A 21,189-nucleotide genomic window follows, 5' to 3' on the forward strand; every position below is an offset into this window, starting at 1 on the left:
CCGTGGCGGAGACGGACACCGTGACGCACCTCGACGACGACACCGAACCGGCGGAGACCGCGCCGCCTCGCGGGCTGCGTGGCCGGCGTACCGCGCTCATCGCCTGTGCCGTGGTCGTCGTGGCGGCCGTCGCCGTGGTCGGCGCTCTCGGGCTCGGCGGCGGCGAGGAGAAGGGCCCGAGCGCGCCGCCCCGGGCCGGTTCGGTCGTCCCGGTCACCCGGACCACGCTCACCGAACGCACGGACGTGGACGGGCAGTTGGGCTTCGGTACGGAGATACCGCTGCCGGTGAAGGCGACGGGCACCGTGACGTGGCTGCCCCAGCAGGGCGCGACGGCGGAGCGCGGTGACACGCTGCTGCGGGTCGACGACCGTCCCGTGGTGCTGCTGTACGGGTCGATGCCCATGTACCGGGATCTCGGGCTCGCCGCCCCGTCCGCCGTCACGGGTGCTGGGGCCGGGGCCTCGGATTCCGCGCAGTCCGACACCGGCACCGGGACCGACGCCGCTTCCCCCGCCCCCACCACCGGGACCGGGACCGGGACCGGGACTGGAACCGGAAGCAGTGCGCCCGCGCCGCTCACCGGTATGGACGTCCTGCAGTTCGAGACCAACCTCGCCGCGCTCGGCTACACCGGCTTCACCGTGGACGAGAAGTTCACCGACGCCACCGCGCGGGCCGTCAAACGCTGGCAGAAGTCGCTCGGCCTGGCCGAGACCGGGACGGTCGGTGTCGGGGACGTCATCTACTCCGGCGGCAAAGTACGCATCGGCCAGCCGGGTGCCCGGCTCGGCGCGGCCGTGGGCGAGAACACGCTGACGTACACCGGTACGGCACGCAAGGTCGTCGTCAACGCCTCGGCCTCGGACGCCGGTTGGGCCGTACGCGGCACGGTCGTCGGGATCGCGCTGCCGGACGGGAAGTCCGTACGGGGCGAGGTGGCCTCGGTCGGACGGCAGGCCAGCGCGCCCGAGGGGGGCAACGCCGAGGGCGAGTCGGGTGCGGGCGCCGCGACCTTGCCGGTGACCATCACCATCGCGGACCAGAAGTCCGTGGGGCGGCTGGAGAGCGGGCCCGTGACCGTCGAGTACGTGGGCCGCGAGGTCAAGGACGTGCTGAGTGTGCCGGTCGCCGCGCTGGTCGCCCTCGCGGAGGGCGGGCACGGTCTGGAGACGGAGGACGGCCGGTTCGTCGCGGTGAAGACCGGGCTCTTCGCGGACGGGAACGTGCAGGTCAGCGGTGCCGGGGTCAGCGAGGGCATGAAGGTGAGGATCCCCGAATGAGCGACGCCCCCTCACCCCCCTCGTCCCCGGTCGTCGAGTTCGACTCCGTCTCCAAGACCTATCCGGGCGGGGTCGCCGCCGTCCGTGACGTGAGTCTGCGGATCGGGCGCGGTGAACTGGTCGGTGTGGTCGGGCCGTCGGGGTCCGGCAAGTCGAGCATGCTGCATCTCATGGGGAGCCTGGACCGGCCCTCGGCGGGGCGGGTCCTGGTCGACGGCTACGACGTGGCGAAGCTGTCCGACCGGGAGGTCTCCGCGCTGCGGGCCACCCGGATCGGCTTCGTCTTCCAGCAGTTCCATCTGGCCGTCGGTGTCCCGGTGCTGGACTCGGTCGCCGACGGTCTGCTCTACACGGGCATGCCGATGCGCCGCCGCCGGGCCAGGGCCGCGTCCGCACTGTCACGGGTCGGGCTCAGCCATCGCGTCCGGCATCTGCCGCACCAGCTCTCCGGGGGCGAGCGGCAGCGGGTCGCGGTGGCCCGTGCGGTGGTCGGCGAGCCGTCGGTCCTGCTGGCGGACGAGCCGACCGGCAACCTCGACTCCGTGTCGGGAGCCGCCGTACTGAAACTGCTGCGAGAACTGCACGCGGCCGGTACGACGGTCGTGGTCATCACCCACGACCTGGAGATCGCCGCCCAACTCCCCCGCCGTATCGAGATGCGCGACGGCCGACTGATCAACGACACCCTGCAGAACGCGAGTTCAGACCCGAGTTCAGACGCGGGTTCAGTTGCGAGTACGACGATCGGGGTGCATCGGTGACCGGCCCCCTGGACAAGCCCAGGCCGCTGTTGCGGGCCGCGCGGCTGCGGCCCGCCGATGTCGTACGGCTCGGTGGGACCGGGTTGCGGACGCGGCCGTTGCGGGTGTTCCTGTCCGCGCTCGGGATCGCCATCGGGGTCGCCGCCATGGTCGCCGTGGTCGGTATCTCCGGGTCCGGGCAGGCGGAGGTGGACCGGCGGCTGGACGCCCTGGGGACGAACCTGCTGCGGGTCGCCCCGGGCGAGTCCCTCACGGGTGAGAAGACCAAGCTGCCCTACGAGGCTGTCGCGATGGTCCGGCGTATCCCGCCCGTGGAGCGGGTGACCGCCACCGGCGCGGTCAGTGCCAGCGTGTACCGCAACGAGCGCATCGCCATCGGGCGGACCAACTCGCTGACCGTGCTCGCGTCGGGCACCGATCTGCTGCCCGCCGTCGGCGGGGAGATGAACAGGGGCCGCTGGCTGGACTCGGCCACCGACAAGTACCCGGCGGTCGTGCTGGGCGCCACGGCCGCGCAGCGCCTGGACGTGTACACCCCGGGGACCCGGCTGTGGATCGGGGGCCGCTGGTTCTCCCTGATCGGCGTCCTCGAACCCGTACCGCTGGCACCGGAGTTGGACAGTGCCGCGCTGGTCGGCTGGCAGGCGGCCCGGAGCTATCTGCGCTTCGACGGCCATCCGTCGACGGTGTACGTCCGTGCCGAGGACAGCCAGGTGACCGCCGTACGGTCGGTGCTGGCGGCCACCGCCTACCCCGAGAAACCGGGCGAGGTGCAGATCTCGCGGCCCTCCGACGCGCTCGCGGCCCGCGAGGCCACCGAGTCGGCGCTGACCGGGCTGCTCCTCGGGCTCGGCGGGGTCGCGCTGCTCGTCGGTGGGGTGGGCGTGGGCAACACCATGGTCATCTCGGTGCTGGAACGGCGGCCGGAGATCGGGCTGCGTCGCGCTCTCGGGGCGACCCGGGGGCAGATCCGGACGCAGTTCGTGACGGAGTCGCTGCTGCTGTCCCTGATCGGCGGGCTCGGCGGGACGGTGCTCGGCACGTTCATCACGGCGGGCTACGCCCTCAGCCGTGACTGGCCGACGGTCGTCCCGGCCTGGGCCAGCGTCGCGGGCATCGGCTCGACCCTGCTCATCGGCATGATCGCCGGACTGTATCCGGCGGTCCGGGCGAGCCGGCTGGCTCCGACGGAGGCGCTGGCCGGCACATGACGACCACCGGGCGTTCTGGCCGACGCTCCGGTGGTACGGAGCGGGGGCGGACCCGAGAACCGGGACCGCCCCCGCTGTCGCGCTATTTCACTGTGCCGGTTTCACCGCGCGCTTTCACGGTGCGAGCCGTACCGGGCGGATCAGAAGCCGCAGTACACGCTGCTGCCGTTGTCGCTCAGCAGGTCGTCGCGGATCCAGCCGGTGACGCCGGTGGCGTCGTTGCGGACGAACGTCCAGGTGCCGCCGTCACCGGAGGTCCAGCAGTGGTAGTCGAGCGCCTGGGTGTTGTAGGCAATGCCCTTGATCGTGCAGCCGGTGCTGGAACCGCTGCGCTCGTTGGCCCCGTTGGCCGTCTTGCCCCAGGAACTGCCGTCCTTGTCGGCCACGGTGGTGCCGCACGAGGCGGACGCACTGGCCGGCGAGGCGATGGACAGCGGAACTGCGATGGCCACGGCCGCGAGTGCGGGAACGACGGCTGCGAGTCGACGCGTCATTTCATACCCCCTGTATGTGATTCGTCGGCGCTGCGAAAGGCGAAAGCAGCGACCCCTGCGACCCCTTGCTGTGACTGGGGCCTCAGCGGCTTAAGTACGATCACCGGGAATTCACACTGAAGAAATAATTCCGCCTACGACTGTCCATTTCTGATACTCAGGCGACCGAAAGCGATCAGGGAGAGAATTCGCCACTCCTGGGGATTCGCTGGCCGACATCGCCCCCTTGCACACCGAAAGGATCATGCCGATGAGTTTCCGGCTGCGGGTCCTGGGCCTGCTCATGCTGGTCGCCCTCGCCGCGACCGCCGCCACCGGCTGGCTGACCCTGCGGCAGGCGAACCGCCAGGTCCAGGAGACCGTCACGGCCGGGCGGCAGGAGGTCGCCCGGATCACCGGTGAGCTGCGGACGTACGGATTCGCCCACGGCACCTGGGACGGGCTCTCGCCCACGGTCGCCGAGCTCGCCCGGGACACCGGCCAGCGCATCCGGGTCGCCACCGAGTCCGACGTACTGCTCACCGACTCCGACGCCCTGGCCGGACGTACGCCCCGCGCGCTGAGCGGGCAGCCCGCGGTACTGGTGGACGCGCGGCCCTCGCTGAAGTTGCCGACGGGCCAGGGACACCGGGCCTCGATGAAGCAGGTCTCCGTCGGCATCTCCGACTACCGCGCCCAAGTGGCCTACGCCGCCTGCCTCACGCGGGCCGGAGCCGAGGTGACCGTCCGGACGGGCGTCCTCGGCCTCCCCCGGTACACCGCCGACCAGCGGCCCGCGCGATGCCGGGCACCGGGCACCGCCGGTCCGCTGGCCCCGGCGGATCTGGACGCCGTCAACGCCTGTGAGGCCCAGCAGCAGTTCACCGCCTGTCTGCAACGGGTGTTCGACGACCGGGTCGGCCCGGCCGCCCCGCCCCGGCTGGAGGTCCACCTGGGCGTGCGGAACGAGTCGGCGCCCACCCTGGCCGCCGCGCCCACCGTGGCCGTCGCGGCGGGCGTCGCCCTCGCGGTCGTCGCCGTCGCCCTGCTGCTGAGCCGGGCCGTCCTGCGTCCCGTACGGGCCATGACGGTCGCCGCGAAGGGGCTCGGCGAGGGCGACCTCGGGCGCCGGGTGCCCGTCTCCGGGCGGGACGAGATCGCGCAGCTCGGCGGCGCGTTCAACCGTATGGCCGACTCCATCCAGGCCGGTGAGGAACGGCAGCGTCGGCTCACCGGGGACATCGCGCACGAGTTGCGGACCCCGCTGGCCAATCTGCGCGGCTACCTTGAGGCGCTGCGGGACGGGGTCGTCGAGCCGACCCCCGAACTCCTCGAGTCCCTGCACCGGGAGGCCCTGCTGCAGCAGCGGATCGTGGACGACCTGCAGGATCTCGCCCTCGCGGAGGCGGGTGCGCTCACCTATCACCCCACCGACGTCGATCTGCGCGACCTTCTGGAGGCGGGCCGCCGGGCCCATCTCGCCCAGGCCGAGGCGGCGGGGGTCGCCCTGCGGGTGGATGCGCCGGCGGCCGTTCACGTCACCGCGGACACGGATCGGCTGCGGCAGGTTGTCGGCAACCTGGTCGGCAACGCGCTGCGGGCCACACCGGTGGGCGGGTCGGTCACCCTGACCGTGGCTCCTCGGGGTGAGCTGGCCGTCGTGGAGGTTCGGGACACCGGCAAGGGGATAGCGGCGGAGGATCTGCCTCACCTGTTCGACCGCTTCTGGCGGGCGGATGTCTCGCGGGGGCGGGCGACGGGGGGTAGTGGGCTCGGGCTGTCGATCGCCCGGCAGATCGTCACGGATCACCGGGGGACGATCGACGTGCGGAGCGAGGTGGGGGCGGGGACGACGTTCACGATCGTGCTGCCACGCTCCGCTGGGCAAGCAGGTGTTCCGCTGCGGCCCGGTGGGGGCTGAGCGCGCAGTTCCCCGCGCCCCTACACGGCACCCCCGAACGGCGAACTCCCCGCTCGCGACAGGCAGCTCCTACACCGCCGGCCGGTGGGGGGCTGAGCGCGCCGTTCCCCGCGCCCCTTCAGGGCGCTCCCGAGCCGTCCGCCAAGCGGTAGCCCCGGCCGTACACAGTCTCCAGGAGGCGGGGGCCTCCCTGGCTGCCGGCCTCCAGTTTCCTGCGTAAGTTCATGACGTGGGCGTCGACCGTGCGCTCCAGGACATCCCGGTCGTAGCCGAAGACGCGTTCGATTATCTGGGCGCGGGTGAAGACACGGCCGGGTTCGCGGGCCAGGGTCTCCAGGATGTTGAACTCCTTGGAGGTCAGCACCACCGGCCGGCCGGCCATCCGTACCTCGAAGCGCGCGGTGTCCAGCTCCATGTCGCCGACCCGCAATACCGAGGGCTGCGCCGCCGCGCCCGCCTTCCGGGACCGGCGCAGCAGCGCACGTACCCGCGCGGTCAGTTCGCGGGGGCTGTACGGCTTGGTGAGGTAGTCGTCGGCGCCCAGGTCGAGGCCGAGGAGCATGTCCTCCTCGGTGGTGCGCGCGGTGAGCAGCAGAATCGGTACGTCCGACTCGCCGCGCAGGATGCGGCACACGTCGAGCCCGTCGACCAGGGGCAGCATCACGTCCAGCACGATGAGGTCCGGGCTCGTCGAGCGCGCCCGGTCCAGTGCCGCGCGGCCGTCGCCGACCACCTGTACGGCGTTGCCCTCCCGTTCCAGGTAGATCCGGATCAGTCGGGACTGCATCTCGTCGTCTTCGGCGACCAGAATCCGAGCGCTCAACGGTTCTCCCCCAGCGAGGTCCTGCGCGTCACAGCACCGTACTGCGCCCACAACGCCGTTCGGCACCGGTCCCTCCCCACGTGGGGACCGGTGCCGAACGATGACAGGGACCCGGGAGGAGTCCGGACGGTGCCGGTTCCGCGGATCTCAGGCCCGTGTGGTGCCACCGACTCCCCCGGCTGGCGAGTCCCGGAAGCTGTGGCCGAAAACGTCCGGCCTCCGAGCTGCCCCTGGGATCGCTGCGCTGGTGGTCCGGGTGGACGCCACGCGGCTGGTTCTTTGTTGCGGCATGATCCTGCCATTTTCGGCCCCCGGAGAGGAGGTTCCGGTCCGGGGCGAACGACGTAACCGCAGGTCAGCCGTATAGAGTGGGTTTTCCGGTCCGGACGAAACCGGACGACGCACGCAGGGGGAGGTAAGGGGTGGAGACCTTGAGTTCCGACTCAGGGGCACGCACGGCCTTCGCGGAGCGGCTCGCACTGCTGTACAAGGAGGCCGGTAATCCTCCCCTCAAACGGGTGGCCGAAGCCGTCGTCCAGTTGCAGCGGGTCGACGAACGAGGGCGCCCCGTGCGGGTCTCCGTACAGCGGATCAGCGACTGGCGGCGCGCCAAGAACGCACCCGCCCAGTTCGCCGCCCTCGCCGCCGTACTGAGCGTCCTCGTGCCGCAGGCCCGGCGGGCCCGGCCCGTGCCCGTCTCCCCCGGTCTCTACGACATGGTCCAGTGGCAGCGCCTGTGGGAACGCGCCGTCGCCGACCCGGTGGGCGGGGGCGACCGGGTCACCGGCCCCCTGGACGAGGAGGAACCGCCCGCCACCGAGGTCCCGGCGGTGCCGGGCGGGGTGTGCCCCTACCGGGGCCTCGCCTCGTACCGCCTGGAGGACACCCGGTGGTTCTTCGGCCGGGAGCGCAGCACCGACGCCCTCGTCGCCCAGCTCCGCGCGGCGGGGACCACCGTGAGCGCGGACAGCGGCACCGGGGAAGACGGCACCGGCGGCGGTCTCGTCATGCTCGTGGGCGCCTCCGGAGCGGGCAAGTCCTCCCTGCTGAGCGCCGGGCTGGTGCCCGCGTTGCGGGAAGGGGCACTGGGCGGCCCGGGACAGCCGGCCCCCGAGATCCTCTCGCTCGTCCCGGGCAGTGATCCCCTCGCCGAACTGACCAGCCGTATACCCGCCCTCTCGGAGATCCTCGCCCCCGCCGGACAGCCGGCGAACGAGCCCGGTACGCCCGAATTCGCCCATGCGGTACGGGAGACGGTCACCGCCTGGTCCCACCGCGACACCCCCACCGACTCACCCTCCACCTCTCTCACCTCCCCTTCCTCCGGTCGCCCCGTCGTTATCGTCGACCAGTTCGAGGAAACGTTCACCCTCTGCTCCGACGAGACGGTCCGGAACACCTTCATCCAGTTCCTGCACGCCGCCTCCTCGCCCCCCGGTGCCGGTGAGGAGGCCGCCGCGCTCGTCGTTCTCGGTGTGCGCGCCGACTTCTACGAGCAGTGCCTGCGCCATCCCGAACTCGCCGACGCGCTGCAGCACCGGCACATGGTCCTCGGGCCGCTGACCAGCGCCGAGCTGCGGGAGGCGGTGACCGGGCCGGCGAAGGCCGTCGGGCTGGAGCTCGAACCGGGTCTCGCAGAGCTGATCGTGCGGGAGGTGAGCGCCGACGGACCGCGCGGCACGCACGACGCGGGTGTCCTGCCCCTTCTCTCGCACGCCCTGCTCGCCACCTGGCAGCGCCGCAAGGCGGGACGCCTGACCCTGTCCGGCTACCGCGCGGCCGGCGGTATCCAGGGCGCGGTGGCGGCGACCGCCGAGACCGCCTGGACCGGCCTCGACCCGGCGGCCCGTACCGCCGCGAGGCTGCTGCTGCTCCGGCTGGTGCGGCTGGGCGAGGACACCCAGGCCACCCGCAGACGCGGTACGCGACGGCAGCTGACCGCCGAGTCGACGGACCCGGACAAGACGGAGGAGTCCCTCGAAGCGCTGGTGCGCGCCCGGCTGGTGACGCTCGACTCGGAGAGCGTGGAGATCACCCACGAGGCACTGCTGCACGCCTGGCCGCGACTGCGCGACTGGATCGACGAGGACCGGGGCGGCAACCTGCTGCGCCAGCGCCTGGAGGACGACAGCCGGTCCTGGGAGGAGTCGAAGCGCGACACCTCCCTCCTCTACCGGGGCTCCCGGCTGGAGCAGGCGCACACCTGGGCCAAGTCCGCCGGTGACACGTTCCTGACCCGTGGCGCGGTGCAGTTCCTGGCCGCCTCGGTCAAGCTGCGCCGGCGTACCGTCCTGATCAGCCGTGCCGCCGTCGCCGCGGTCGTGGCGCTGGCCCTGCTGGCCGGGGGCGCGGCGCTGATGGCGCGGCAGCAGCGCGACGACGCGGTGTTCGAGAACGTGCTCGCCGAGGCGGACCGCGTCCAGTCCAGCGACCCGTCGCTGTCGGCTCAGCTCAGCCTGGTCGCCCACGGTCTCCGTCCGGACGACGGGAGCACCCGCAGCCGGCTGATCTCGATCGTGAACACACCGCTGGCCACCCCGCTGATCGGCCACACCGGCGCCATCTACCTGACCACGTTCAGCCCGGACGGACGGCTCCTGGCCACCGCCAGCTACGACGGGACCGTACGCCTGTGGGACGTGTCGGACCGGGCGCGTCCCAAGGCGCTCGGCAAGCCCCTTGCCGCGAACGCGAGCTGGGTGAGCAGCGCGGCCTTCAGCCACGACGGCCGCACCCTCGTGAGCGCGGGCGACGACGGCACGATCCGCCGGTGGGACGTGTCCGACCCCGCCCATCCGCGCCCCCTCGGCACACCCCTGAACGGCCATGACGGCACGATCTACCTGATCGCCTTCAGCCCGGACGGCCGTACGCTCGCCTCGGCCTCCGAGGACGCCACGGTCCGCCTGTGGAACATGGCCGACCCGGCCCGCCCCACCCCGCTCAGCACCCTCAGGGGCGCGGGCGCCGCCGTGCGCGCGATCGCCTTCAGCCCCGACGGACGGAGACTGGCGGCGGGTGGCGACGACAACGCGATCCGGCTGTACGACGTGTCTAAGCCGCGGGACCCGAAGCCGTACGCCACGAAACTGACCGGGCATACGGACCTGGTGCACTCCGTGGCCTTCAGCCCCGACGGCCACACCCTCGCCAGCGGCGCGGCCGACGACACGATCCGGCTGTGGGACGTGTCCGACCCCGCCCACGCCGCCCAGCTCGGCGCGCCGCTGACCGGTCACACCGACGCGATCTGGTCGGTGGCCTTCAGCCCGGACGGCACCACGCTGGCCGCCGCCAGCGCGGACGGCACCGCGAGCCTGTGGAACGTCAGCGATCCGCAGTATCCGTCAGAGGTCGGCGAACCCCTCGCGGGCAGCAGCGGCGAGATGTACGCGCTGGGCTTCAGCCCCGACGGCCGTACGCTCGCCACCGGCAGCGGCGACCGGAAGGTGCGGCTGTGGTCGCTGCCGACGTCGGACATGATCGGCCGCATCGGCGTGTTCCGCCCCGACGGCAGGCTGCTCGCCACGGGCTCGCGCGACGGACGGGTCCGCCTGTGGAACGTGTCCGATCCCGATCACCCGGTGGCACTGGGCGCGCCGTTCATGCCCGCGGAGGGTGAGGTACGGACGCCGGCGTTCTCCCCCGACGGCCGCACTCTCGCGATGGTGAGCGGAAACAGCGCGGTCCAACTGTGGAACGTCGGCGATCCGAAGCGTCCCGTCGCCTACGCGGCCCCCGTCGAACTGAGGACACGGTTCGCGGCCGCGGTGGCGTTCAGCCCGGACGGGCGCACGCTGGCCACGGCGTACAAGGACTTCACCGTCCAGTTGTGGGACGCCACCGACCCGGCTCATCTGCGCCCGCTCGGCTCCCAGCTCACCGGCCACACCGGCTACATCAACTCGCTCGTCTTCAGCCGGGACGGCCGTACGCTGGCCAGCGGGAGCGCGGACGGCACGATCCGCCTGTGGAACGTCACCGACCCGGCCAGGACCACCCTGCTCGGCAAGGCGCTCAAGGGACACCTCGGTCCCGTCAACCGACTGGCCCTCAGTCCGGACGGCCTGACCCTGGCCAGCGGGAGCGACGACGGCACGGTCCGCCTCTGGGACGTCTCCGACCCGGCCGACGCCCACAGCGTGGGTTCCCCGCTCACCGGGCACACCGAGGCAGTCGAGGCACTGTCGTTCAGCCCGGACGGAGGCGTCCTGGCGAGCGGCGGCAACGACAACACCGTCCGGCTCTGGGAGGTCGGCGATCCCGCCCGGGCGAAACCCATCGGCCAGTCGATGAGCCCCAACGCCAAGACGGGCAACTTCCTGGCGTTCAGCCCGCACGGCGACTTCGTCGGGGTGTCGAGCGGCGCGGACACGGTCCGGCTGTGGAACCTCGACGTCGACACGGCCGTCGAGCACATCTGCGCGACGACCCGGGGCGTCCTGACGGCGGAGAGGTGGCACGAGTATCTGCCGCAACTGCCGTACGAGCCACCGTGCGACGGATGAGACCGCCTGCCCGGCACCTTCCCGGCACCTTCCCGGCGCCTACCCGAAGTCGTACGCGCCCCAGTCGGTGAGCAGCCGGTAACCGATGCGCCGGTAGAGGGCGTTGCTGGTGGGGTTGGCCGGGTCCGTGTACAGCACGACGTCGGTGGCGCCGGCGGCGAGCGCGGCTCGGGTGACCTCGACCGTCACGGCGCCCGCGTAGCCCCGGCCGCGCAGTTGGGCCGGGGTGTAGACGGGGTCGACCCGGACCTGACCGCCGACCAGCGGGTTCACGCCCGCCATGGAGACGGGGGTGCCGTCCGGGGTCTCCCAGTAGGTGTAGCGCTTCTCGCCGAAGCGGGTGCGGGGCCAGGTCTCGGCGTTGATGGTGACGTCCTCCCCGAACTCCTCCGCCGCCTCGCGGCACCACCGCATGAGGTGTTCGTGGTCCTCGGCGCCCACGAGTCGTCCCCGGCCCGCCGGGATCGGCTCCGGCGGGGTGAGCGTGCCGAGGCGGTACAGGTGGATCCGGTTGCGGAAGGCCGGTGTCGCGCCGGTGTGCCGCTGCCAGGCCTCGGCGAAGGCGGTGGCGGCGGCGATCTCCGCGCTGACGCCCGGGAGTCGGTGACCGAGGGTGACCAGATGGGCCGCGAGGCCGTCGGCCTGCTCGGGGGTGAGCGAGGTGGTGCTCAGGATTCTGTGCGGGGTGAGCCGGTAGAAGGCGGCGGTGACCCGGCCCGCCTCCTCCAGCCGGCCGAAGACGGGGTCCTCGGTGACCGGCGCGTCGGCTCCGCCTGTCCGCAGCTTCTCCAGCGTGGTCAGCGCGGTGGTGTGCAGGGCGGGCCGGGAGCGCAGGAAGTCTCCGGCGTGGGCGAGGAAATCGTGAACGTCGTCGGTGAGGTACCAGTCATCCGGGCGCATGGTTCATGATCTCCGACGCGTTCGACACCAGGGGCGTACTCGGGGGGAGTACTCGGACGTACCGAGAAGTACTGAGAACTACTGAGAAGTAGTTGGGGAACGGTTGTACTGAAGTGAGCACTAAAGAGAGTGATCCCGATCACAACTGGTCGTTGTTGCGGAGTAGTCGGCTCCCACCGAGCAGCCAGTCTTGTTACCCTTGGCCAGAGCCCGATCGCTGGTGCATCCCCCGTCGCCAGCGGTCGGGTTCTTTTATGCCCGCGACCGGGCCCGTTGCCGGGCCCTCAAACGGTCACGTGGATCATGGGCTCGCGGGCCGGACGATCTGCCACTCCTGGTCGTCGGTGTTGGAGCAGGTGAAGAGCGTGAGGTTGGTTCCCTTGCCGCCGGTGCTGTAGCCCGCGACGTCCAGGCACGCGTTGTTGCTCGCGTAGTTGCGGATCCAGTAGTCGCCGCTCGCCTGCTTGGCGAGCCACCACAGCTGGTTGTCGGCGGTCGTGCCGTCGCAGGTGTACCGCAGGATCGGGGACCTGATGGGCTGGGCCCCGTAGTACCCCAGGTCCATGCACAGCTTCTCCTTGACGTTGCGCATCTGGAAGAGAGCCGTGGCGCCGGGACCCAGCTTCGGGTACCTCACCTCCAGGTTCCACCGCTGGGTGGCGGAGTTCTCGTCGCACGTCGACTGCACCACCCGGTTCTTCGAGTCGGTGTCGTCGGCCGTCGGGAGATCGGCGCACATCTTGGTGGTCGGGTTGCGCAGCATGATGTTGTACGCGGGCAGCACGCTCGGCGCCTTCGCCTTGGCGGGCGGGGCCTTCTCGCCGCCCCCGCCGCCGCCTCCGTCGGCCTGCGGCGAGGCCGTCGGCTGGACCACCGGCGGGGCCGCCTCGACGGGCGGCGCCGACACCGCGGGCGCCGAGGGCTGGACCGGCGGCGGCGAGAGGGCGGGCGGCAACGTGCTGACGGCGGTGTCCTGCCACTCCTTGGCGCTGCTGACGACCCGGGGTTTGTAGGCGATCCACAGCATCGCGAAGGTGATCGCGAGCGCCAGGAAGATCCCGAGCGCCCCGGCCAGCCAGCCGGGCAGGAAGCTCCGCTGCACATAGGTGCCCTCGACGGCGAGCGGCGTGACGCCCGACCGCTTCACCGCGAGCGTGTACGGCTGCTCCTGCTTGGACCCGAACCAGATGATCTGCCGCGGCTTCAGCGTGGCCTTCACGAACGCGGCACGGCCGGGCTCGATCTGGACGTTGGCCGGGTGGATGTCGTACGACAGCTGGTCGCCGTTGTCGTGCCCGCTGAGTGACGCGGTCACCTTGGTGTTGCCGAGGTTGTCGACGGCGAGCTTCGGCCGTCCCCGGAAACGGCCCTTCACCGTCGGGGGTACGAGTTCGGCGCGCACCTCCGTGAAGGGGGTGATCGTCAGATTCCCCTCGGGGACGGTCGTCGACTCCGGATACTCGGTCGGCGTGATCCGTATCGCGTACGCGTTCGGGCCGGCTGTCGCGTCCGGTGTGCGCGGGGGCGCGAAGGTCAGTTCCACCGTCCCTGTCGTGCCCGGGTACAGCCGCAGCGAGGCGGGCTCCACCGTCGTCCAGGGCGCGAGGGCCCCGACAGGTTCGAAGCGGTACTCGTCGACCACGTCACCGGTGTTGCGCAGACGCAGCCGCACGGTCGCGCTGCCGCCGGGATCCACGGTGGTCGAAGCAGGTTCGAGGGAAGTCCATAGGCTCACTGTTCGACGCTACGGCCGTGCGGGCCGTCCGTCAGGAGCCGTCAGGGCAGGCCGGGCTGCCCGGAGGGGCAGCGCTCGCCCCGCCGCGCCCTACCTCACCGACAGCGGCGGTACGCGCCTCACCTCCCCGCCGCCGCTGCCGCCACCGCCGCCCGGGCGCGTGACCTGAAAGCCTCCAACTTGTCCACCGGCTCGGTCAGTTGACGGCTGCGGGAGCGGATGGTGACGTCGTGGCCCTCGGCCGCTCCGCGCAGTGCGCCGACCGTGGCCCGGTCCTTCGGGATGTGGGAGAAGGGATCGAAGGAGTACCAGCGCATCGCGTTCTCGTGGGTCATCCTGACGATGTCCTCGTCCGGGACGGAGTGCTTCCGCAGGACGCCGTGGATCTGTTCCGGCGCGTCCGGCCACATCGAGTCGCTGTGCGGGTAGTCGCCCTCCCAGCAGATGTTGTCGATGCCGATCTCGTGCCGGAGCTTCACGCCCAGGTCGTCACTGATGAAGCAGGTCAGGAAGTGGTCGCGGAACACCTCGGACGGCAGCTTGCCGCCGAAGTCCTGGAGCGTCCACGTCGCGTGCATCTCGAAGGTGCGGTCGACGCGCTCCAGGAAGTACGGGATCCAGCCGGTGCCGCCCTCCGACAGCGCGATCTTCAGGTCCGGGTACTCCTTGACGGCCCTCGACCACAGCAGGTCGGCCGCGGCCGAGACCAGGTTGATCGGCTGGAGGGTGATCATCACGTCCGGCGGTGAGTCGACAGCCGGGATGGCGAGCCTGCCCGAGGAACCGATGTGGACCGACATGACGGTGTTCGTGTCGGACAGCGCCTGCCACACCGGGTTCCAGTACTCGTCGTGGAAGCTGGGGTAGCCGAGGGCGGCCGGGTTCTCCGGGAAGGTCAGCGAGTGACAGCCCTTTTCGGCCACCCGGCGGATCTCGCCCGCGCACAGCTCCGCCGACCAGATCGCGGGCAGTGCCATGGGGATGAAGCGGCCCGGATACGCGCCGCACCACTCGTCGATGTGCCAGTCGTTGTACGCCCGCACCAGCGCGAGTGAGAAGTCGTCGTCGTCTGTGGCGAACAGCCGCGCCGCGAAACCGGGGAAGGAGGGGAAGTTCATCTGGGCCAGGACGCCGCCGGCGTTCATGTCCTTGACGCGCTCGTGGACGTCGTAACAGCCTGGCCTGATCTCGTCCATGCCCTGGGGGTCGAGGCCGTACTCCTCCTTGGGGCGCCCGGCGACCGCGTTCAGCGCGGCGTTGCCGATGGTGCTGTCGCGGAACTGCCACACGTCACTGCCGTCCTCGCGGTGGACCAGCTTCGGAGCGTCGTCCAGATACCGCTTCGGCAGGTGGTTCACGAAGATGTCGGGCGGCTCGATGATGTGGTCGTCCACGCTGATCAGGATCAGGTCGTCCCGTTCCATACGTACCTCCGCAGTGGTTCCGCGCATCGATTCCGACCTTCTCTGTCAACGTAAATTAGCTTCTCACTTTCAGAGAATCAACCGTCCGGACGCGGTGGGAAGGGCCGCTGTCCGCGCGTTCGTAGAATCACCGGGGCCCGCAGCACGCACGTCGACGGATGAGTGAGAGCACTGTGTTCGAGTACGAGAAGGACGGCGCGTCGATCTACCGCCAGTCCTTCGCCACCATCCGCGCCGAGGCGGACCTCGCCGGGCTGCCCGCCGACGTCGCCCAGGTCGCCGTACGGATGATCCACGCCTGCGGGATGGTCGACCTCGTGGGCGACCTCGGCTACACGCCGGACGTCGTCATCCGCGCCCGCGAGGCACTACGTGCGGGCGCGCCCGTCCTCTGCGACGTCTCGATGGTGGCCAGCGGCATCACCCGCGGGCGGCTCCCCGCCGGCAACGAGGTCATCTGCACGCTCACCGACCCGGCGGTGCCCGACCTGGCGGCGAAACTCGGCACCACGCGCAGCGCCGCCGCGCTGGAGCTGTGGCGCGACCGGCTGGAGGGTGCCGTGGTGGCCGTGGGCAACGCCCCGACCGCGCTCTTCCGGCTGCTGGAACTGATCGAGGAGGGCGCACCCCGCCCGGCAGCGGTGATCGGCGTCCCGGTGGGCTTCGTCGGCGCCGTCGAGTCGAAGGCCGCACTGGCCGAGCATCCGTCCCGACTGGAACACCTGGTCGTACGGGGCCGCCGCGGCGGAAGCGCCATCGCGGCGGCGGCGGTGAACGCGATCGCGAGCGAGACGGAGTGAGCGGCTCAGGTGGAGCGGCTCAGGTGGAGCGGCTCACGCCTTCGAGTCCGCCAGTTCCGGCTTCGCCAGTCCCGCTGTCCACTTCTCCTCGATCCTGCCGACCTTCCACACCACCAGGGCCACCGCCCAGGTCCCGAAGAACAGGCCGACGATGACGTAGCCGACGATGTTGAGGTCGAGGCCGGACACCCGGTCCCAGAACGGGCCGTGGAGGTCGGCCTGGTCGGCCAGCAGGCCGAGCAGCTCGACCGTGCCGATGATGAGCGCTACGGCGACCGACAGTCCGGTGATCGTGAGGTTGTAGTAGACCTTGCGGACCGGCTTGGAGAACGCCCAGCCGTACGCGAAGTTCATGAACGGGCCGTCGATCGTGTCGAGCAGTGACATCCCGGCCGCGAAGAGGACGGGCAGGCACAGGATCGCGTACCAGGGCAGCCCCGACGCCGCGCCCGACCCGGCCAGCACCAGGAGCGCGACCTCCGTGGCCGTGTCGAAGCCGAGGCCGAAGAGCAGGCCCAGGGGATACATCTGCCACGACTTGGTGATCGACTTCGTGAAGCGGCCCAGGAGACGGTTCATGAAGCCCCGGCCGGCCAGCTGCTCCTCCAGGGCGTCCTCGTCGAAGTGGCCGGTCCTCATCTGCCGGAACACCTTCCAGATGCCGACGAGGATGACCAGGTTGATGCCGGCGATGAGGTAGAGGAACGTCCCGGAGACGGTCGTACCGATGAGGCCGGTGACGTGGTGCAGGTCGGACCCGTCGTCCTGGACCGGGCCGGCGAGGGCCTTGACGCCCAGTGACAGCAGGAGGGCGAGGACGAAGACGACGCTGGAGTGGCCGAGCGAGAACCAGAACCCGACGGACAGCGGGCGCTGCCCCTCGCCCATCAGCTTCCGGGTCGTGTTGTCGATGGCGGCGATGTGGTCGGCGTCGAAGGCGTGCCGCATACCGAGCGTGTAGGCGGTCACGCCGATGCCGATACCGAAGGCCTTCCCGCCCACGCTGTAGTGCTCGGGCGCGACGAGCGCCACCAGCGTGACCCAGCCGATGACATGCAGCGCCACGATGAAGGCGGCCATGCCACCGACCCTGATCCACTCCTCACGACTCATCGCTTCAGCCTGCTGCCAGCAACAGTTACCTGCAACCAATGTGCAGTAAAGCTCCCGACAGGTTTCGGTCAGGCGTTCGGCGAGGAGTTCGGTCAGGAGTACCGGGACTTCAGCCAGTGCAGGGCCTGCTCCGGTCCCTCGACCACCCGTACGCCCTCCGGCACCGCCGGACGCCTTACGACGACCACGGGCACCCCCGCCTCCCTCGCCGCCGTCAGTTTCGGCGCGGTCGCCGGGCCGCCGCTGTCCTTCGTGACGAGGACGTCCACGCGGTGGCGGCGCAGCAGTTCGCGTTCGCCGTCGAGGGTGAAGGGGCCCCGGTCGAGCAGCACCTCCATACGGGCCGGGTGCGGGGCCTCGGGCGCGTCGACGCAGCGGACCAGAAACCACAGCTCGTCCAGCGCGGCGACCGCGAAGGCGGCCAGGCCCAGGCGCCCAGTGGTGAGGAACACGCGCCGGCCGAGCCCGGGCAGCAGCGCGGCGGCCTCCTCCAGGGAGCCGGCCCCGTGCCAGTCGTCGCCCTCGACCGGTACCCAGCCGGGACGCCGGAGCGCGAGCAGGGGAACATGGACCTCGGCGGCGGCCCGCGCCGCGTGGAAACCGATCGTGGCGGCGAAGGGATGGGTGGCGTCGATGAGCACGTCCACCCGGTGTGCGCACAGCCACTCGGCGAGCCCCTCGGCCCCGCCGAAACCGCCCACGCGCACCTCGCCGGGCGGCAGCCGGGGCGCGGAGACCCGGCCGGCCAGCGAGTTCGTCACCCGGAGCACACCCTCTTCGGCCGCCAGCAGTTCGGCGAGACAGCGGGCCTCGGCCGTTCCGCCCAGGATCAGTACATGCACGGAGACCGGGTTCCCTTCATGAGCGGCAAGCGGCGATGAGTGGCAGCGAGGCCGGGGGCGGGCGCGGCGCCCAACTCAAGCACACCGGTCTGCGCCCCGGCTGGACCACCGGCGCCTGTGCGACCGCCGCCACGACAGCGGCGTACACCGCCCTGCTGACCGGCGACTTTCCCGACCCGGTGACGATCACGCTGCCCAGGGGCCAGACACCGGCGTTCGCGCTGGCCACCGAGGAGCTGACCGAGTCGTACGCCATGGCGGGCATCGTCAAGGACGCGGGCGACGACCCGGACGTCACCCACGGCGCACTGGTCCGGGCGACCGTGCGCCGGCTGCCCGCCGGGTCGGGCGTCGTCTTCCGGGCCGGTCCGGGCGTCGGCACGGTCACCCGCCCCGGACTGCCGCTGCCGGTCGGCGAACCGGCGATCAACCCGGTCCCCCGGCAGCTGATGCGCGACCACGTCGCCCGGGTGGCCGCCCTGCACGGGGGCGGGGGCGATGTCGGGATCACCGTCTCCATTGACCACGGCGAGGAGATCGCCCGTTCCACCTGGAACCCGCGGCTCGGCATCCTCGGCGGGCTCTCCGTCCTCGGCACCACCGGGATCGTCGTCCCCTACTCCTGCTCGGCGTGGATCGACTCGATCCGGCGGGGCGTGGACGTGGCCCGGGCCGCCGGACACACCCATGTCGCCGGATGCACCGGCTCGACCTCGGAGAAGACGGTCGTGGCCGCCTACGGACTCCCCGAGCAGGCGCTGCTCGACATGGGCGACTTCGCGGGGGCGGTACTGAAGTACGTACGCCGTCACCCCGTCGACCGGCTCACGATCTGCGGCGGGTTCGCGAAACTGTCGAAGCTGGCCGCCGGTCACCTGGATCTGCACTCCGCCCGTTCCCAGGTCGACCTCGGCCTCCTCGCCGAACTGGCCCGGCGCGGCGGGGCGAGCGAGACCCTGGCCGCCGAGGTCGCCGATGCCAACACCGGCCTCGCGGCACTGCAGTTGTGCGCGGCGGCCGGTGTCCCGCTCGGCGACCTGGTGGCGGTGGCCGCACGCGACGAGGCCCTGACCGTGCTGCGCGGGGCACCCGTCGCGGTCGACGTGATCTGCATCGACCGGGCGGGGCTGGTGGTGGGGCGCAGCGACGTGGCCTGACGGTCCGTCGGTGGCCCCGGCCTGCAACCACCCGCCCCGGTGAGGCAGTCTTCTCCCTCGTGGCGATCCTGGGGAACCTTCCGAGTCAGAGCGGGCCGAACGGGCCGAGTGGTCCAGGTGGTCCAGGTGGTCCGGGTTCAGGTGATCCCGCCGCGCACATGATCGTGGCCGGGGACGACGGGCTCGCGCACCGCCTGGCCCACGAACTCCGCAACGTCTACGGCGAACACGTCACGCTCGTCGTCCCGCCCTCGGAGCGGAACGTACGGCCGCCGGTGGTCGTCCGGGCCGCCGGAACCGCGTCGGCGCTGCTCGACCGGATGTCCGCGGCCGTCAACCGGGCGGCGGGCAACGGGACCACCAGTGCGGCCGGTGCGGCCGGAAGCGGTCAACCCGGGCCGCCCGCAGGGATGTTGGAGGCCGTCGAGGCGACCGAGGCCGTACTCGCCCAGGCGGGCGCGGAGCGGGCAGCGGCCCTGGCCCTCGTGTACGACGACGACGAGACCAACATCCGCGCCGCCCTCACCGCCCGCCGCCTCAACCCACGACTTCGGCTCGTACTGCGGCTCTACAACCGGCGGTTGGGCCAGCACATCGAGGAACTCCTCGACCAGGCATCGGTGTTGTCGGCGGACCCCGGTGACGGCACTGCCGAGCCCGGCGATCTCGACGCGTCGACCACCGTCCTGTCCGACGCCGACACCGCCGCCCCCGCGCTCGCCGCCACCGCCATCACCGGTACCAGCAAGGTCGTCCAGACCGCCGGACTGCTGCTGCGCGCGGTGGAACGGCTGCCACCGGCGCCGGGCGAGGTCGCCGACCCCGGCCTGCACACACTCGCCCTGCTGTCCGCGACGAGCAGCGACCCGGCCGGCGCTGACGGCTCCGAGGGCAGCGGCGACCAGGGGCCCCGGCTGCTCCCCGACGAGGCGGCGGTCGCGGCGGCGACCGGACGCGGCACGGTCGTGCTCCAGCAGGTGGCGTACGCGTACTCCGGGACGTCGATGTCGGGCGGGCGCGGGCGGGGCGTGGTGCCGCCGTTCGCCTCCCTGTTCTCCCGGCGGCTGCGGTATTCACTGGCCGGGATGGTCGGGGCCGTGATCGCCCTCGCCGTCGCGCTGGCCCTCGCGACCGGCGACCATCCCATCCACGCGACGTACCTGACCCTGCTCGACCTCTTCGCGATCAACGACCCGGCGCTCGGCGCGTCGATGCCCCGCCAGATCCTCCAACTCCTCTCCGGGCTCGTCGGGTTGCTGCTGCTGCCGGTCCTGCTGGCCGCCGTCCTGGAGGCGCTCGGTACGTTCCGCAGCGGATCCGCGGTACGGAGGCCGCCGCGCGGGCTGAGCGGACACGTGGTGCTGCTCGGGCTCGGCAAGATCGGTACCCGGGTGCTGACCCGGCTGCGCGAACTGAACATCCCGGTGGTGTGCGTCGAGGCGGACCCCGAGGCGCGCGGGCTCGCGACGGCACGGCGGCTGCGGGTGCCGGTGGTGCTGGGCGACGTCACCCAGGAGGGCGTCCTGGAGGCCGCGAAGATCAACCGCGCGCAGGCCCTCCTCGCCCTCACCAGCGCCGACACGACGAACCTGGAGGCGGTCCTGTACGCGCGTTCCGTACGGCCCGACCTGCGCGTCGTCCTGCGCCTGTACGACGACGACTTCGCCACCGCCGTGTACCGCACCCTGCGGGCGGCGCACCCCGGCGCCACCACCCGCAGCCGGAGCGTGTCGCACCTGTCGGCGCCCGCCTTCGCCGGGGCGATGATGGGGCGTCAGACGCAGATCCTGGGCACGATTCCCGTCGAGCGGAAGGTGCTGCTGTTCGCGGCGATGCGGGTGGGCGGGCATGCGCAGCTGGAGGGGCGGACGGTCGGGGAGGCGTTTCGGGCGGGGGCGTGGCGGGTGCTGGCGCTGGACACGGGGGTCGGCCCGGGCGGGCGTACGCCCTCGGAGGGCGCGGGCGAGGACGTACGGCCCTCGGGGCTGGTGTGGGATCTGCCGGTGACGTATGTGCTGCGGGCGGAGGACCGGGTGGTGCTGGCCGCCACCCGGCGGGGGTTGGCGGAGCTGTTGGGTCGGCGGCGGGGGGAGCGGGCGGGGGTGTAGGTTTTCGCCCCCGCCGCCCCTACCCGTCCCATCCCGTTCCTGGGGGCTGCGCCCCCAGACCCCCCATCGGCCCTGAAGGGGCCTCGTCCTCAAGCGCCGGACGGGCTGGAAATGCCCGACCCGGCGCTGA

15 protein-coding genes are annotated in these 21,189 nt (G+C 71.7%); 8 read left to right on the forward strand and 7 right to left on the reverse strand.

Annotated features, from left to right (window positions below; all coding sequences use genetic code 11):
* Positions 1 to 2 precede the first annotated feature (2 nt).
* Genes OG241_RS25795 through OG241_RS25805 form a run of 3 tightly spaced genes read left to right on the forward strand, consistent with a single transcriptional unit; the run spans position 3 to position 3,255 of the window.
* Complete coding sequence (locus OG241_RS25795; RefSeq protein WP_405818314.1) at positions 3 to 1,283, forward strand: peptidoglycan-binding protein; 1,281 nt, start codon at positions 3 to 5, stop codon at positions 1,281 to 1,283.
* A complete protein-coding gene (locus OG241_RS25800) occupies positions 1,280 to 2,044 on the forward strand; it encodes an ABC transporter ATP-binding protein (RefSeq protein WP_405818316.1) in 765 nt (254 codons plus the stop codon). The genes OG241_RS25795 and OG241_RS25800 overlap by 4 nt, the downstream gene beginning before the upstream one ends.
* Complete coding sequence (locus OG241_RS25805) at positions 2,041 to 3,255, forward strand: ABC transporter permease (protein ID WP_405818318.1); 1,215 nt, start codon at positions 2,041 to 2,043, stop codon at positions 3,253 to 3,255. The genes OG241_RS25800 and OG241_RS25805 overlap by 4 nt, the downstream gene beginning before the upstream one ends.
* A 140-nt stretch (positions 3,256 to 3,395) precedes the next feature.
* Here OG241_RS25805 and OG241_RS25810 read toward each other — a convergent pair whose 3' ends face one another.
* Positions 3,396 to 3,749 (reverse strand): SH3 domain-containing protein, encoded by a 354-nt coding sequence (locus OG241_RS25810; RefSeq protein ID WP_405818320.1) that lies wholly within the window; start codon positions 3,747 to 3,749, stop codon positions 3,396 to 3,398.
* A gap of 250 nt (positions 3,750 to 3,999) precedes the next feature.
* Between OG241_RS25810 and OG241_RS25815 the strand changes: the two genes are divergently transcribed.
* Positions 4,000 to 5,649, forward strand: a complete 1,650-nt coding sequence (locus OG241_RS25815) for a sensor histidine kinase (protein ID WP_405818322.1) — start codon at positions 4,000 to 4,002, stop codon at positions 5,647 to 5,649.
* A gap of 118 nt (positions 5,650 to 5,767) precedes the next feature.
* Here the strand turns inward: OG241_RS25815 and OG241_RS25820 are convergent, their stop codons facing one another.
* Positions 5,768 to 6,472, reverse strand: a complete 705-nt coding sequence (locus tag OG241_RS25820) for a response regulator transcription factor (protein ID WP_405818324.1) — start codon at positions 6,470 to 6,472, stop codon at positions 5,768 to 5,770.
* A gap of 422 nt (positions 6,473 to 6,894) precedes the next feature.
* Here OG241_RS25820 and OG241_RS25825 point away from each other — a divergent pair, with 422 nt between their 5' ends.
* Entirely contained in the window at positions 6,895 to 10,980 is a 4,086-nt protein-coding gene (locus tag OG241_RS25825; RefSeq protein ID WP_405818326.1) for a WD40 repeat domain-containing protein, read from the forward strand.
* A gap of 39 nt (positions 10,981 to 11,019) precedes the next feature.
* Here the strand turns inward: OG241_RS25825 and OG241_RS25830 are convergent, their stop codons facing one another.
* The 3 genes from OG241_RS25830 to OG241_RS25840 form a co-directional block, all read right to left on the reverse strand.
* Positions 11,020 to 11,880 carry a GNAT family N-acetyltransferase gene (locus OG241_RS25830; RefSeq protein ID WP_405818328.1) on the reverse strand — a complete coding sequence of 287 codons (861 nt, stop codon included), beginning with the start codon at positions 11,878 to 11,880 and terminating at the stop codon, positions 11,020 to 11,022.
* 301 nt (positions 11,881 to 12,181) lie between these two features.
* Positions 12,182 to 13,615: an RICIN domain-containing protein gene (locus OG241_RS25835; RefSeq protein ID WP_405818330.1), complete on the reverse strand. Its 1,434-nt coding sequence runs from the start codon at positions 13,613 to 13,615 to the stop codon at positions 12,182 to 12,184.
* A 119-nt stretch (positions 13,616 to 13,734) separates the two neighbouring features.
* Complete coding sequence (locus OG241_RS25840; protein WP_405818332.1) at positions 13,735 to 15,066, reverse strand: amidohydrolase family protein; 1,332 nt, start codon at positions 15,064 to 15,066, stop codon at positions 13,735 to 13,737.
* A 131-nt stretch (positions 15,067 to 15,197) separates the two neighbouring features.
* Between OG241_RS25840 and OG241_RS25845 the strand changes: the two genes are divergently transcribed.
* Positions 15,198 to 15,839, forward strand: a complete 642-nt coding sequence (locus OG241_RS25845; protein WP_405818334.1) for a precorrin-8X methylmutase — start codon at positions 15,198 to 15,200, stop codon at positions 15,837 to 15,839.
* A 33-nt stretch (positions 15,840 to 15,872) separates the two neighbouring features.
* Here OG241_RS25845 and OG241_RS25850 read toward each other — a convergent pair whose 3' ends face one another.
* Together OG241_RS25850 and OG241_RS25855 are read right to left on the reverse strand one after the other, a co-directional pair.
* Positions 15,873 to 16,991, reverse strand: coding sequence for a HoxN/HupN/NixA family nickel/cobalt transporter (locus tag OG241_RS25850; RefSeq protein ID WP_405818335.1), 1,119 nt, complete (start codon positions 16,989 to 16,991; stop codon positions 15,873 to 15,875).
* Positions 16,992 to 17,044: 53 nt separating this feature from the next.
* Entirely contained in the window at positions 17,045 to 17,794 is a 750-nt protein-coding gene (locus tag OG241_RS25855; RefSeq protein WP_405818337.1) for a cobalt-precorrin-6A reductase, read from the reverse strand.
* 35 nt (positions 17,795 to 17,829) lie between these two features.
* On the opposite strand from OG241_RS25855, the gene OG241_RS25860 reads away from it, so the two are divergent.
* Positions 17,830 to 18,951: a cobalt-precorrin-5B (C(1))-methyltransferase gene (locus OG241_RS25860; protein ID WP_405818338.1), complete on the forward strand. Its 1,122-nt coding sequence runs from the start codon at positions 17,830 to 17,832 to the stop codon at positions 18,949 to 18,951.
* Between the two features lie 158 nt (positions 18,952 to 19,109).
* Positions 19,110 to 21,059 carry a potassium channel family protein gene (locus tag OG241_RS25865; RefSeq protein WP_405818340.1) on the forward strand — a complete coding sequence of 650 codons (1,950 nt, stop codon included), beginning with the start codon at positions 19,110 to 19,112 and terminating at the stop codon, positions 21,057 to 21,059.
* Positions 21,060 to 21,189: the final 130 nt, after the last annotated feature.

The sequence above is a fragment of the Streptomyces sp. NBC_01390 genome (assembly GCF_045040105.1).
Taxonomy (GTDB): Bacteria; Actinomycetota; Actinomycetes; order Streptomycetales; family Streptomycetaceae; genus Streptomyces.

Excerpts from the sequence above, each read along its gene's own strand:
- OG241_RS25840 (WP_405818332.1), bottom strand. The coding sequence starts at position 15,066 with ATGCGCGGAACCACTGCGGAGGTACGTATGGAACGGGACGACCTGATC.
- OG241_RS25810 (WP_405818320.1), bottom strand. The coding sequence starts at position 3,749 with ATGACGCGTCGACTCGCAGCCGTCGTTCCCGCACTCGCGGCCGTGGCC.
- OG241_RS25815 (WP_405818322.1), top strand. The coding sequence starts at position 4,000 with ATGAGTTTCCGGCTGCGGGTCCTGGGCCTGCTCATGCTGGTCGCCCTC.
- OG241_RS25845 (WP_405818334.1), top strand. The coding sequence starts at position 15,198 with ATGAGTGAGAGCACTGTGTTCGAGTACGAGAAGGACGGCGCGTCGATC.
- OG241_RS25800 (WP_405818316.1), top strand. The coding sequence starts at position 1,280 with ATGAGCGACGCCCCCTCACCCCCCTCGTCCCCGGTCGTCGAGTTCGAC.
- OG241_RS25865 (WP_405818340.1), top strand. The coding sequence starts at position 19,110 with ATGATCGTGGCCGGGGACGACGGGCTCGCGCACCGCCTGGCCCACGAA.
- OG241_RS25830 (WP_405818328.1), bottom strand. The coding sequence starts at position 11,880 with ATGCGCCCGGATGACTGGTACCTCACCGACGACGTTCACGATTTCCTC.
- OG241_RS25860 (WP_405818338.1), top strand. The coding sequence starts at position 17,830 with ATGAGTGGCAGCGAGGCCGGGGGCGGGCGCGGCGCCCAACTCAAGCAC.